This window comes from Telluria sp. RB2R28 (assembly GCF_059685835.1).
Window position 1 is genome coordinate 123,692 of record NZ_JCASIK010000005.1, and the last position, 12,517, is coordinate 136,208.

Annotated in this window: 12 protein-coding genes; 6 read left to right on the top strand and 6 right to left on the bottom strand. The window is 65.9% G+C overall.

The window, feature by feature from the left end:
• Nucleotides 1–115: 115 nt before the first annotated feature.
• The 3 genes from AC56LV_RS18770 to AC56LV_RS18780 form a co-directional block, all read right to left on the bottom strand.
• Complete coding sequence (locus AC56LV_RS18770; RefSeq protein WP_499559877.1) at nucleotides 116–964, bottom strand: sulfurtransferase; 849 nt, start codon at nucleotides 962–964, stop codon at nucleotides 116–118.
• Nucleotides 965–974: 10 nt separating this feature from the next.
• On the bottom strand, nucleotides 975–1,895 hold the full coding sequence (locus AC56LV_RS18775; protein WP_499559879.1) for a DMT family transporter: 921 nt from the start codon (nucleotides 1,893–1,895) through the stop codon (nucleotides 975–977).
• A gap of 72 nt (nucleotides 1,896–1,967) precedes the next feature.
• A complete protein-coding gene (locus AC56LV_RS18780; protein ID WP_499559881.1) occupies nucleotides 1,968–3,068 on the bottom strand; it encodes an aromatic ring-hydroxylating oxygenase subunit alpha in 1,101 nt (366 codons plus the stop codon).
• A gap of 331 nt (nucleotides 3,069–3,399) precedes the next feature.
• Here AC56LV_RS18780 and AC56LV_RS18785 point away from each other — a divergent pair, with 331 nt between their 5' ends.
• The 3 genes from AC56LV_RS18785 to dxs are packed head-to-tail and all read left to right on the top strand — an operon-like array spanning nucleotide 3,400 to nucleotide 6,431.
• Nucleotides 3,400–3,666: an exodeoxyribonuclease VII small subunit gene (locus tag AC56LV_RS18785; protein ID WP_499559883.1), complete on the top strand. Its 267-nt coding sequence runs from the start codon at nucleotides 3,400–3,402 to the stop codon at nucleotides 3,664–3,666.
• A complete protein-coding gene (locus AC56LV_RS18790; protein ID WP_499559885.1) occupies nucleotides 3,663–4,556 on the top strand; it encodes a polyprenyl synthetase family protein in 894 nt (297 codons plus the stop codon). The genes AC56LV_RS18785 and AC56LV_RS18790 overlap by 4 nt, the downstream gene beginning before the upstream one ends.
• Entirely contained in the window at nucleotides 4,557–6,431 is a 1,875-nt protein-coding gene (gene dxs, locus AC56LV_RS18795; RefSeq protein ID WP_499559887.1) for a 1-deoxy-D-xylulose-5-phosphate synthase, read from the top strand.
• Nucleotides 6,432–6,627: 196 nt separating this feature from the next.
• Here the strand turns inward: dxs and AC56LV_RS18800 are convergent, their stop codons facing one another.
• From AC56LV_RS18800 to AC56LV_RS18810, 3 genes are read right to left on the bottom strand one after another with little or no spacing between them, the layout of a single operon-like run.
• Nucleotides 6,628–7,374: an SDR family oxidoreductase gene (locus tag AC56LV_RS18800; RefSeq protein WP_499559888.1), complete on the bottom strand. Its 747-nt coding sequence runs from the start codon at nucleotides 7,372–7,374 to the stop codon at nucleotides 6,628–6,630.
• A gap of 27 nt (nucleotides 7,375–7,401) precedes the next feature.
• Complete coding sequence (locus AC56LV_RS18805; protein WP_499559890.1) at nucleotides 7,402–8,094, bottom strand: 2OG-Fe(II) oxygenase; 693 nt, start codon at nucleotides 8,092–8,094, stop codon at nucleotides 7,402–7,404.
• Between the two features lie 3 nt (nucleotides 8,095–8,097).
• A complete protein-coding gene (locus tag AC56LV_RS18810) occupies nucleotides 8,098–8,652 on the bottom strand; it encodes a cob(I)yrinic acid a,c-diamide adenosyltransferase (RefSeq protein ID WP_499559892.1) in 555 nt (184 codons plus the stop codon).
• An 80-nt stretch (nucleotides 8,653–8,732) separates the two neighbouring features.
• Here AC56LV_RS18810 and AC56LV_RS18815 point away from each other — a divergent pair, with 80 nt between their 5' ends.
• From AC56LV_RS18815 to glcF, 3 genes are read left to right on the top strand one after another with little or no spacing between them, the layout of a single operon-like run.
• Entirely contained in the window at nucleotides 8,733–10,214 is a 1,482-nt protein-coding gene (locus AC56LV_RS18815) for an FAD-linked oxidase C-terminal domain-containing protein (RefSeq protein WP_499559894.1), read from the top strand.
• Nucleotides 10,214–11,281 carry a glycolate oxidase subunit GlcE gene (glcE, locus tag AC56LV_RS18820; protein WP_499559896.1) on the top strand — a complete coding sequence of 356 codons (1,068 nt, stop codon included), beginning with the start codon at nucleotides 10,214–10,216 and terminating at the stop codon, nucleotides 11,279–11,281. The genes AC56LV_RS18815 and glcE overlap by 1 nt, the downstream gene beginning before the upstream one ends.
• A gap of 3 nt (nucleotides 11,282–11,284) precedes the next feature.
• Nucleotides 11,285–12,511, top strand: coding sequence for a glycolate oxidase subunit GlcF (gene glcF, locus AC56LV_RS18825; protein ID WP_499559898.1), 1,227 nt, complete (start codon nucleotides 11,285–11,287; stop codon nucleotides 12,509–12,511).
• The last annotated feature ends 6 nt before the right edge of the window (nucleotides 12,512–12,517 follow it).

Consider the following 12,517-nt stretch of genomic DNA (forward strand, 5'->3'; position numbering starts at 1 on the left):
ATGATTTCGCGGCCAACCATCGACGCGTGGACGGCAGAGCCGTCCACCCTACGTGGACGCGGTGATCGGCAGCGGCGGCGTTTTCGTGACGGCCAACCATCGACGCAAGAACGGGTTATCCCTTCGCGACTGGCCGCGCAGGATCGCCGACCCACTCGCTCCACGACCCCGGATACAGCGCGGCGCCCGGCAAGCCCGCCACTTCCAGTGCCAGCAGGTTGTGGCAGGCGGTCACGCCCGAGCCGCACTGCATGATGGCTGCGGCAGGATCATCAATCAGGGCGCCAAATTCTTCTCGCAACTGCGCGGCATCCTTGAAGCGCCCGTCAGGCCCCAGGTTGTCCTTGAAGAAGCGGTTCTTCGCGCCGGGAATATGGCCGCCCACCGGATCGATGGTCTCGTTTTCGCCGCGATAGCGGTCCGCTGCGCGGGCATCGATCACGATCCGTTTGCCGCTTTCCAGATTGTCCAGCACCTCGCGCACCGTCACGGTCGGCACGAACGGCGCCCGGACGCTCAGGGCGCCGCGCGGCCTGGTGCGCACTTCGGTCGTCAAGGGCTGCCCGGCGGCCTCCCACGCGGCCATCCCGCCATCGAGCACCGCCACCGCCTCGTGCCCCAGCCAGCGCAGCAGCCACCACAGGCGCGCCGCGAACATGCCGCCGTGCGCGTCATACGCCACCACCTGCGTGGCGTCGTCGATGCCGAAGTCGCGCAGGGCTTCGGCCAGCACTTCCCGGCCGGGCAGCGGATGCCGGCCCAGGAACACGCCATCGGCGCCGTTCTTGGCGCCCGACAGCACCGTCTCGATATCGGCAAACACCGCGCCCGGCAGGTGGCCACTCTCGTAAGCGTCGCGGCCGGCGGCCAGGTTCATCAGATCGTGGCGGCAGTCGACGACGACCCAGGCCGGGTCGTCGATGTGGGCGGCCAGGTCGGCGGCAGAGATCAGGGTCTGGTGCATGACGGTTCCTTTACGTTTCGCTGGCGATCGGATCGGTATCCTTGACGACGGCGCCGCGCGCCGTCTTGCGGGTATTGTAGAACGTCGCGGCCACGCCCGACACCAGGATCACGCCCACACCCAGCCAGACGTGCCAGTCGAACGTGTCGCCCCACAGCAGCAGACCCCACAGGCACGAGAACACGATGCCGGTGTACTGCAGGTTGGCCACCACCAGCACCTTGCCGACGCGGTAGGCGCGGGTCATGGCCATCTGCGCCATCAGCGCGGCAGCGCCGATGCCGGCCAGGAGCAGCAGGCCATACGGCGTATGGGCGTGGAACACGGCGCCCTTTGGTCCGTCGCCAGCCAGCGTGGCCAGCAGGCCCACGACCGCAGTAGTGAGCGAAAAGAAGAACACGACGCGGTATTCGGGTTCGCCCAAGAGGCCCAGTTTGCGCACCTGCATATAGGCCGCCGCCGACACCACCGACGAGCACACGCCGGCCAGTGCGCCGAGCCACTGCTGGCTTTCGACCGCCGGCTGCAGCACCATCGTCACGCCAAAGAAGCTCATGCCGATGGCGACGACCAGTGGCCATTCGGCGTGCTTGGTGCCCGTCCACCAGCCCAGCGCGAACATCCAGGCCGCGATCCAGATCGGGGCCATGTAGTTCAGCGTCATGGCCGTGGCCAGCGGCAGGCGGCCGATGGCGAAGAACCACATCCACAGGGCGGTCACGCCGACGAAGCTGCGGATCAGGTGCGATCTGGCGAACGGCGTTTTGAACGTGCCGCCACGATGGCGCACCATCGCCAGCAGGATGACGGTGCCGATCAGGCCCCGGTACATCAGCAGTTCGGACGTGGAGTAGAACTCGGAGGCGAGCTTGACGCCCGCGCCCATCGCGGCGAACGCGAAGCTGGCGAACAGCATCCAGAGTGAAGCCATGGTATTCCCAATAAAAAAAGGAGGGGCAGCCGACTGGCCACACCCTCCGCAGCGCGCCGTGTCACGACACGGCTAGAGCGCCATCTTGCTGCGATACCACTCATGGAAGTGCTGCATGCCGTCTTCCATGGGCGACTGGTACGGACCGACTTCGTTAACGCCGCGCGCCACCAGGATCTTGCGGCCGGCATCCATGCGCAGGCCGATTTCATCGTCCTCGACCGCCGTTTCCATGTACGCGGCGCGTTCTGCCTCGACGAATTCGCGCTCGAACAGCACGATCTCTTCGGGGTAATAGAACTCGACCACGTTGCGCGTCTTGTCCGGACCATCGGGCCACAGCGTCGACACCACCAGCACATGCGGATACCACTCGACCATGATGTTCGGGTAGAGCGTGAGCCAGATCGCGCCGTACTTCGGCGGCGCGCCGTTGTTGAACTTGAGGATCTGCTCCTGCCAGCGTTTGTAGGCAGGTGAGCCGGCCTTTTGCAGCGCGCGGTTCACGCCCACGGTCTGCACGCTGTAGTCGGCGCCGAATTCCCATTTCAGGTCGTCGCATGAGACGAAGTTGCCCAGGCCCGGGTGGAACGGTTCGACGTGGTAATCCTCGAGGTAGACCTCGATGAAGGTCTTCCAGTTGTAGTCGCACTGATGGACTTCGACGTGGTCGAGCATATAGCCCGAGAAATCGAGGTCTTTCGTCACCGACAGCTGGCCGAGCTTGTCCATCACGTTGTAACCGTTCTGCTCGAACAGCAGCCCGTTCCAGTTCTGGAGCGGCGTCTTCGACAAATTCAGGCACGGGGTATCGGCAAAATGCGGCGCGCCGATCAGTTCACCCTTCAGGTCATAGGTCCAGCGGTGCAGCGGGCAGACAATGTTCGTCGCATTGCCGCGCCCATTGAACATGAGCGCCTGGCGATGACGGCAGACGTTGGACAGCACCTCGATGCCGTTGGCATTACGCACCAGCATACGGCCTTCGTGCTCGGCAGCGAGCGTGGCGAAGTCGCCCGTTTCGGGCACCATCAATTCATGACCGACGTAACGCGGGCCATTCACGAACAGCTGCTGCATCTCTCGCTTCTGCAGCGCCTCGTCAAAATACACAGTTACCGGAAGCTGCGCGTTGGATCGCGCCAGCTTGGCGTGGGTAGCCAGATCGGACATCCCAACCCCCCTTAAATAAGCATCCAAAGAAGAGAAAGAATCCAAAGACCAGTATTTAAGTAAAGGAATACGGTATTTCGGACAGAACCGGCGATTATACTTCGGAACGAGCTCTACCGTCTTGGTCCGGCGCGCGGCTGTTGCGTGCGCTGGCGGGGAAATTGCCTTCGTGGCATGATTTTCATGATGAGGGAGGGCGTGGCCCAATCGATGGACGGGGCTGCATGTTGCAAATGGTGCAATGTGCGCCCCCCGTGGTGTGGGATTGATCTAAAATACGCGATTGGATTGACCCACGGCGCACAACTGGACGCCCTTACGATACCGACTTATGGCAAAGAATATGACAGCGGGCAGCGCGGCAGCAGGGGCGGCGCCACCCGAATCCTTCGAGGGGGCGATGGCCGAACTGGCCCAGCTCGTGACACAGATGGAGTCCGGCGCCTTGCCGCTGGACGCCTCGGTCGCGGCGTATGCGCGCGGCTCCGAACTCGTCAAGTACTGCGCAGGGCAGCTCGAGAAAGTCGAGTCGCAGGTCAAGGTACTTGAAGGCGACATGCTCAAGCCGTTCTCGGGCGACGACGAGGGCGGGCAATGAGCGCGCCGGCGTTCGCCGACTGGACCCGCCAGGTCCAGCACGACGTCGAGGGCGCGCTCGACGCGTTCCTGCCAGCGGCCACCCAGGTGCCGCACAAGCTGCACGAAGCGATGCGCTACACGACGCTGGGCGGCGGCAAGCGCGTGCGCCCGCTGCTGGCGTACGCCGCCGGCGCGCTGTTCGATGCCGACCCGGCCGCGCTCGCGCGGGTGGCCAGCGCCGTCGAAATGATCCACGTGTATTCGCTCGTCCACGACGACATGCCGTGCATGGACGACGACGCGCTGCGCCGCGGCAAGCCGACGGTGCACGTGGCCTACGACGAAGCGACCGCGCTGCTGGTGGGCGACACGCTGCAGGCGCAGGCCTTCACCGTGCTGGCCGAATGCGCCACCGTGCCGCCGGCACGCCTGTTGACGATGGTGCGCCTGCTGGCGCAGGCGGCCGGTTCGAACGGCATGTGCGGCGGCCAGGCCATTGACCTCGACAGCGTGGGTCTGGCCCTGACGCGCGACGAACTCGAACGCATGCACCAGTTGAAAACGGGCGCCATGCTGCGCGTGTCGGTGCTGCTTGGCGCGCTCGCGGGCCGCGACCTGACGCCACTTGAAGTCGAGGCCCTGAACGCCTATTCGGCCGCAATCGGCCTGGCGTTCCAGGTGGTCGATGATGTACTTGATGCGACCGCCGACTCGGCCACGCTGGGCAAGACCGCCGGCAAGGATGCGGCCGACAACAAGCCGACCTATGTGTCGATCCTCGGCCTGGCGCCTTCGCGCGACCTGGCAGAGCAATTGCGGCGTGACGCGCATGACGCGCTGGCGCCATTCGGAGAACAAGCACAGCGGCTGCGTGAACTGGCAGACCTGATCGTGCAGCGGAAGGCCTAAATGAACCTGCTAGACAATATCAACGACCCGTCCGACCTGCGCAAGCTGCCGCGCACCCAGCTCACGCCACTGGCCAAGGAGCTGCGCCAGTTCCTGCTCGAGTCGGTCTCGAAAACGGGCGGTCACCTGTCGTCCAACCTGGGCACGGTCGAACTGACCATCGCGCTGCACTACGTGTACGACACGCCGCGCGACCGCATCGTGTGGGACGTCGGCCACCAGACCTATTCGCACAAGATCCTCACGGGCCGCCGTGGCCGCATGCCGTCGCTGCGCCAGTTGAATGGCCTGTCGGGCTTCCCGAAGCGCGACGAAAGCGAGTACGACACGTTCGGCACCGCCCACTCGTCGACCTCGATCTCGGCGGCGCTCGGCATGGCCGCCGCCGCCAAGATCAAGGGTGAAGACCGCCACGCCATCGCCGTCATCGGCGACGGCTCCATGACCGCCGGCATGGCGTTCGAGGCGCTGAACAACGCGGGCGTCGAAGACGACGTGAACCTCCTGGTCATCCTGAACGACAACGACATGTCGATCTCGCCGCCGGTCGGCGCGCTCAATCGCTACCTGGCGCGCCTGCTGTCGGGCCAGTTCTACGCCGCTGCCAAGAACGTGGGCAAGAGCGTGCTGCCTGCGCCCGTGCTCGACCTGGCGCGCAAGCTCGAAGAACATGCGAAGGGCATGGTGGTCCCGGCCACGATGTTCGAGGAATTCGGCTTCAATTACATCGGCCCGATCGACGGCCATGACCTCGAATCCTTGATCCCGACGCTGGAAAACATCAAGAAGCTCAAGGGCCCGCAGTTCCTGCACGTGGTGACCAAGAAGGGCCAGGGCTACAAGCTGGCCGAGGCCGAGCCGATCCTGTACCACGGCACCGGCAAGTTCAATCACCTCGAGGGTATCAAGCCGGCCACCGCGCCAGGCAAGATCACCTACACCGAAGTCTTCGGCAACTGGCTGTGCGACATGGCTGCGGCCGATCAGCGCCTGGTCGGCATCACGCCGGCGATGCGCGAAGGCTCGGGCATGGTCCGCTTCCACCAGGAATACCCGCAGCGCTACTTCGACGTCGGCATCGCCGAGCAGCATTCGGTGACCTTCGCCGCCGGCATGGCGACCGAAGGCGTCAAGCCCGTGCTGGCGATCTACTCGACGTTCCTGCAGCGCGGCTACGACCAGCTGATCCACGACGTGGCGCTGCAGAACCTCGACGTGACGTTTGCGCTGGACCGCGCGGGCCTGGTCGGCGCCGACGGCGCAACCCACGCCGGCAACTACGACCTGGCCTATCTGCGCTGCATTCCGAACATGGTCGTCATGGCCGCGTCGGACGAAAACGAATGCCGCCAGATGCTCACGACGGCCTACCACTATCCTGGCCCGGCGGCCGTGCGCTATCCGCGCGGCGCCGGTGTCGGCACGCCAATCGTCGAGGCTTTGAACTCGATCGAGATCGGCAAGGGCGAAGTGCGCCGCAGCGGCAAGAAGGTCGCCATCCTGGCGTTCGGCTCGATGGTCTCGCACAGCATCCTGGCCGGCGACGAACTCGATGCGACGGTCGCGAACATGCGCTTCGTGAAGCCGCTGGACGTCGACCTGGTCAAGCGCCTGGCGCAGGAGCACGACCTGATCGTGACGGTGGAAGAGGGCTGCATCATGGGCGGCGCAGGCGCTGCCGTGATGGAAGCGCTGGCTGCTGCCGGCATCGCCAAGCCGGTGCTCAATCTGGGCTTGCCGGATACCTTCATCGACCAGGGCGATCCGGTGGCACTGCTGTCGTCGGTGGGCCTGGACGCCAAGGGCATCGCGGCATCGATCCGCGCGCGCCTGTCGGGGGCTGGTGAACCACGGCTGGTGGTGAATAACGGCTGATGTGGTCGATGCACGCGAACACGCCGTGTGCATCATGTTCGTAGGGTGGACGGGTTTCCCGTCCACGCGTTCAACACGCTTTTGCATACTACGGAGCAACGTAGGTTTGAACCCGTGGACGGCATAGCCGTCCACCCTACGGCGCAAGGTTGGTTTGGACGCGTGGACGGCAGAGTCGTCCACCCTACAGGCAGGGTCAGACGATCCCGCCATTGACCCGCAACGTCTGGCCATTGACCCAGGCGCCCTGCGGACCGACGAGGAATGCCACCGTGCCGGCAATATCCTCCGGGGTGCCAAGCCGTTCGAGCGGCGCCATCTTGCCCAGGCGTTCGACCAGCTCGGGTGTCTTGCCTTCCATGAACAGGTCGGTCGCCGTCGGGCCCGGGGCCACGGCCGTCACCGAGATCCCCTTGCCGCGCAATTCCTTGGCAAAGATATTGGTGAACGTTTCAACTGCTGCTTTCGAACCGGCATAGATGGCGTAGCCGGGCAGCGCCAGGCCGATCACGCTGCTGGAAAAATTGACGATGCGGCCGTTGGACCGCATGCGCGTGGCGGCCAGGCGCAGCATGTTGAACGTGCCGCGCGTGTTGATGGCAAAGATGCGCTCGTACAGGGTGTCGTCGGTATCGGCCAGCATGGTCGTGCCGGGCTGTATGACGCCGGCGTTGTTGATGACGATGTCGACGCCGCCATACTCCGCCTCGGTCGCGTCGAACAACCGCGCGCAATCGCTTGCGTTGGCCACATCGCCCTGCAGCGCGATGGCCCTGCCGCCGGCCGCCTCGATGGCCTGCACGACTTCATCGGCATCGCTGGCGCGGTGGGCGTAGTTGACGACAACGGCGATATTGTCTTGCGCCAGGCGCAGCGCGATGGCCCGGCCGATGCCGCGCGAGGCGCCCGTGACGATGGCAACTTTACTGATATTGGTGTCCATGCTTGCCTTCCCGGTGATCAAGGTGATTTATGCGAACAGCGTCTCGGCGCGCTGGTACAGGATCCACGACGTGGCGATGTATTTGTCGCCACTGACCGCCACATTGCCCCGGTGCGTGTGCGTGAAGCCCGCCGGTGCGATGACCAGCCGGCCTTGTTTGGGCGCGATCTTGCGGCCCTGGTACAGGAACTCGGTTTCGCCGCCGTCGGCCACATCGTTCAGGTAGACCATCCACAGCAGCACCCGATGGAGCGATTCGCAGCTTGCGTTCTGCGGATAGATCTCGGAATGCCAGTGGTGATAGCCGCCGCTGCCGCTCAGGTATTTTTGCAGATTGATCGTGCCGGGCCGGTACAGCACGCGCAGCAACTCATCGATGTTGGGCCGCCCCAGTTCGTCGAAGTTGGCCATCGACAGAACCGTTGGCACGCCCGTCACGGGATGCTCGAGCGTGGGCGAGAGTGACCCCATCAGCAGCATCCGGTAGCGTTCGGCATAGGCAGCCAGGTGGCGCGCCATTGTGTCCACCAAGAGGCCGGTGGCGTCGGCCCACTCGGGATGCTGGTTGATCGTGATGTCGTAGCTGTCCTTCTTGACGACATCGACGCCGTTGCCCGTCTGCCCGCGCACCACCTTGTCGCTGGCGTCGAAGCGCTTGATGAGCGCATCGCACTGCTGCGCGGTGAGCGCGTCGTCGTAGACGCCGATGAAGTCGTCCATGACTTATCTGGCCTTGCGCTCGTGGTTCCACAGCACGTCATCCCCACCCGCGAAGCGGTTCAGTACGCGCGACAGCACGAACATCAGGTCGGACAGGCGATTGACGTACTGGCGCGGGTGCGCGTGGATCTCTTCTGCCTTCGACAGCGCGACGATCGCGCGTTCGGCGCGCCGGCACACCGTGCGGCACAGGTGCGCCGTGGACGCCGCGCGCGAACCGGCCGGCAGGATGAATTCCTTCAGCACCGGCAGGTCGGCGTTGTATTTCTCGAGCATGGTGTCCAGGCGCAGCACGTGTTCTTCCTTGATCATCTGGTAGCCCGGGATGCACAGCTCGCCGCCCAGGTCGAACAGATCGTGCTGGATGCCCACGAGCTCGTCGCGCAGATCCGGCGGCATGTCTTCGCACAGCAGCAGGCCGACAAAGGAATTGAGTTCGTCGACTTCGCCCAGCGCGTGGATGCGCGCGCTGTCCTTGCCGGTGCGGCTGCCGTCGCCGAGGCCCGTGCTGCCATCGTCGCCGGTGCGGGTTGCTATTTTTGAGAGGCGGTTGCCCATGATGTTCTCTTATGCAGTAGGGTGAAAATACGATGGCACGAGGATACGACAAAACCTGTCGATTTGCTTACAATCGATCCATGTCTTCGCCCAATCCAGCCTTGCCTGACCGACGTGCGCAGGTCGTCGCCGCGCTCCTGGTGCGCGTGCCCGCAGCGTGCGTCCTGTTTGCACCCGAAGACACGCGGCCCTACGAGTGCGATGGTCTGGCCGCCTACCGCCAGTTGCCGATGATCGTGACGCTGCCGACCGACGAAGAGCAGGTGCTGGCGATCCTGGCCGTGTGCCGCGCACTGAACGTGCCGGTGGTCCCGCGCGGCGCGGGCACCGGCCTGTCGGGTGGCGCGCTGCCGATCCACGATGGCGTCGTGCTCTCAACCGCGCGCATGAACGCCATCAAGCGGGTCGACCATCTGGCCCGTACCGCCGTCGTGCAGCCGGGCGTGCGCAACCTGGCCATTTCCGAAGCGGCCGCCAGCCACGGCCTGTATTACGCGCCCGATCCGTCGTCGCAGATCGCCTGCACCATCGGCGGCAACGTGGCCGAAAACGCGGGCGGCGTGCATTGCCTCAAATACGGCCTGACGATCCACAACGTGCTGCGCGTGCGCGTGGCCACGATCGAAGGCGACATCGTCGAACTGGGCGGGGGCGCGCTCGATGCGCCGGGCCTGGATCTGCTGGCCGTGTTCATCGGCTCGGAGGGCATGCTGGGCATCGTCGTCGAGGTGACCGTGAAACTGGTGCCCAAGCCAGCGCTGGCGCAGGTCATCATGGCCTCGTTTGCCGACGTGGTCACGGCCGGCAATGCGGTGGCCGACGTCATCGCAGCCGGCATCATCCCGGCCGGCCTCGAAATGATGGACCGCACCTCCGTGCGCATGGTCGAACCGTTCGTCAAGGCCGGCTACGACCTGGACGCCGCCGCGATCCTGCTGTGCGAAGCCGATGGCACCGCGCTCGAAGTGGCCGAAGAAATCAGCCGCATGAGCGCAGTGCTGGCGCGCGCCGGCGCCACCGCGATTACTGTCTCGCAGAGCGAGGCGGAGCGCGGGCGCTTCTGGTCGGGCCGCAAGAATGCGTTCCCGGCGGCGGGGCGCATCTCGCCCGATTACTACTGCATGGATGGCACCATCCCGCGCAAACAGCTCGCGCGCGTGCTGGCCGGTATCGCGGCGATGGAAGTCACGTATGGCCTGCGCTGCTCGAACGTGTTTCACGCCGGCGACGGCAATATGCATCCGCTGATCCTGTTCGACGCCAGCGTGCCGGGAGAATTCGATCGCGCCGAAGCGTTTGGCGCGGCGATCCTGGCGCTGTGCGTCGAGGTGGGCGGCACCATCACGGGCGAGCATGGCGTGGGCATGGAAAAGATCGGGTCGATGTGTGTGCAGTTCGGGCGCAGGGAGCTCGACGCCTTCTTCGCCGTCAAGCACGCGTTCGATCCGTGCGCGCTGCTCAATCCCGACAAGGCCATCCCCACGCCGCACCGCTGCGCCGAATTCGGCAAGCTGCACGTGCACCACGGGCAGGTGCCGTTTCCCGACCTGCCGCGCTTCTGATGAACACCGTTGAACACTTCCAGCAGCAGGTCAGGGCGGCCGCCGCCAGCGGGCAGGCGCTGTGCATCCGTGGCGGCGGCACCAAGGACTGGTATGGCGGCGCGCCGGCCGGCGTCATCCTCGACACGCGCGCCCATGCCGGCATCGTCGACTACGAGCCGACCGAACTGGTGATCACGGCGCGCTGCGGCACGCCGCTGGCCGAGATCGAGGCCGCCTTGGCCGAACGCAACCAGATGCTGGCGTTCGAGCCGCCGCATTTCGGTCCGCACGCCACACTGGGCGGCGTGATTGCGGGCGGCTTGTGCGGCCCGCGCCGCGCGACGAGCGGCGCCGCGCGCGACTTCGTGCTGGGCGCGACGCTGCTCGATGGCCGCGGCGACGTGCTGGCGTTCGGCGGGCGCGTCATGAAGAACGTGGCCGGCTACGACGTCTCGCGCATGCTGGCCGGCTCGCTCGGCACGCTGGGCGTGCTGCTGGAGGTCTCGGTCAAGGTACTGCCACGGCCTTTTGCCGAAACGACGCTGCGGTTTGCATTGAACGAGATCGACGCGCTGCGATCCCTGAACACGTGGGGCGGCCAGCCTTTGCCCATCTCGGCCAGTGCCTGGGTCGACGGCGAGCTGGCGCTGCGCCTGTCGGGCGCCGAGGCAGCGGTCGATGCCGCCGTGCGAAGTCTGGGTGGCGAGGTCATGCCGGAGCCCGATGCATTCTGGCGCGCCGTGCGCGAACAACGCACGGCGTTCTTCGACGGCGACGGTGCGCTGTGGCGTCTGTCGGTGCCGTCCACCACGGGCGCGCTGGTGCTGGGCGGCGCGCAAATGATCGAATGGGGCGGCGCCCAGCGCTGGTTGCGCGCCGATGGTGACGCAGGTACCGCGCAGGCGATCCGGCGCACCGCGCAGGCCTGCGGCGGCCATGCGACGCTGTTCCGGGGCGGCGACAAGTCCGCCGGCGTATTCCAGCCGCTCGCGCCCGCGCTGGCGCGCATCCACGCGCGCATGAAAGACGCATTCGATCCCGCGCATGTCTTCAACCCGGGCCGCATGTACCAGGAAAGCACATAAAACATGCAAACCACTCTGGCCGATTTCATCAAGGGCACGCGCGAGGGCACCGAGGCTGAAGCGATCCTGCGATCCTGCGTGCACTGCGGCTTTTGCACCGCCACCTGCCCAACGTACCAGTTGCTGGGCGACGAACTCGATGGCCCGCGCGGGCGCATCTACCTGATCAAGAACGTGCTCGAAGGCGCCGAGCCGACCCGCAAGACCCAGCTGCACCTGGACCGTTGCCTGACGTGCCTGAACTGCGAAACCACGTGCCCGTCGGGCGTGAAGTACGGGCGCCTGCTCGACATCGGCCGCAAGCTGGTCGACGAGCGCGTGGCGCGGCCCCTGGGCGAGCGGCTCACGCGCACGACGCTCAAGACCTGCCTGCCGCATGCGGGCCTGGCCACGCCGGCATTCAGGGCAGGGCGCCTGCTGCGGCCCCTGTTGCCGCAAGTGCTGCAGGCCAAGTTGCCGCCCGTGCGCGCCGCCGGCCGCTGGCCGACACGCGTCCACCCGCGCAAGATGCTGGTGCTCGATGGCTGCGTGCAGCCCGGCATGGCGCCCAACATCAATGCTGCCGCGGCGCGCGTGCTCGATGCACTGGGCGTGCAGCTGACCGTGGCGCCCAAGGCCGGCTGCTGCGGCGCGCTGCGCTATCACATGAACGACCAGGACGGCGGGCTGGACGACATGCGCCGCAATATCGACGCCTGGTGGCCAAGCGTTGAAAACGGCGCGGTCGAGGCGATCGTCATGACCGCGTCGGGCTGCGGCGTCACCGTCAAGGAATACGGCCACCTGCTGGCGCACGATCCCGCGTATGCCGCCCGGGCCGAACGAATCAGCGCGATCACACGCGACCTGTCGGAAGTCCTGGCGCTATTCCAGGACCGGATCGCCGCGCTGGCAAAAGGGAAGGGCGGCCCGCCCGTGGCGTACCACCCGCCGTGCACGCTGCAGCATGGCCAGCAAATCCGTGGCAAGGTCGAAGGCGTGTTGCAGGCGGCCGGTGTGGAGGTGGTGCTGTGCACCGACAACCACCTGTGCTGCGGCTCGGCCGGCACCTATTCGGTGCTGCAGCCGGCCATCTCGCTCGCGCTGCGCGAGCGCAAGCTGGCCAGCCTGGCCGCGACCGGGGCAGAGCAGATCGTGTCGGCCAATATCGGGTGCATTGCGCATTTGCAGGGAGGGACCGGCATGCCCGTGACGCACTGGATCGAGTTGCTGGAGCAGATGCTGTCGTGATCTGCA

What these genes read in the sequence shown, in the direction of transcription:
- AC56LV_RS18770 (WP_499559877.1), bottom strand. Translation starts at nt 964, where the DNA reads ATGCACCAGACCCTGATCTCTGCCGCCGACCTGGCCGCCCACATCGAC.
- AC56LV_RS18775 (WP_499559879.1), bottom strand. Translation starts at nt 1,895, where the DNA reads ATGGCTTCACTCTGGATGCTGTTCGCCAGCTTCGCGTTCGCCGCGATG.
- AC56LV_RS18780 (WP_499559881.1), bottom strand. Translation starts at nt 3,068, where the DNA reads ATGTCCGATCTGGCTACCCACGCCAAGCTGGCGCGATCCAACGCGCAG.
- AC56LV_RS18785 (WP_499559883.1), top strand. Translation starts at nt 3,400, where the DNA reads ATGGCAAAGAATATGACAGCGGGCAGCGCGGCAGCAGGGGCGGCGCCA.
- AC56LV_RS18790 (WP_499559885.1), top strand. Translation starts at nt 3,663, where the DNA reads ATGAGCGCGCCGGCGTTCGCCGACTGGACCCGCCAGGTCCAGCACGAC.
- dxs (WP_499559887.1), top strand. Translation starts at nt 4,557, where the DNA reads ATGAACCTGCTAGACAATATCAACGACCCGTCCGACCTGCGCAAGCTG.
- AC56LV_RS18800 (WP_499559888.1), bottom strand. Translation starts at nt 7,374, where the DNA reads ATGGACACCAATATCAGTAAAGTTGCCATCGTCACGGGCGCCTCGCGC.
- AC56LV_RS18805 (WP_499559890.1), bottom strand. Translation starts at nt 8,094, where the DNA reads ATGGACGACTTCATCGGCGTCTACGACGACGCGCTCACCGCGCAGCAG.
- AC56LV_RS18810 (WP_499559892.1), bottom strand. Translation starts at nt 8,652, where the DNA reads ATGGGCAACCGCCTCTCAAAAATAGCAACCCGCACCGGCGACGATGGC.
- AC56LV_RS18815 (WP_499559894.1), top strand. Translation starts at nt 8,733, where the DNA reads ATGTCTTCGCCCAATCCAGCCTTGCCTGACCGACGTGCGCAGGTCGTC.
- glcE (WP_499559896.1), top strand. Translation starts at nt 10,214, where the DNA reads ATGAACACCGTTGAACACTTCCAGCAGCAGGTCAGGGCGGCCGCCGCC.
- glcF (WP_499559898.1), top strand. Translation starts at nt 11,285, where the DNA reads ATGCAAACCACTCTGGCCGATTTCATCAAGGGCACGCGCGAGGGCACC.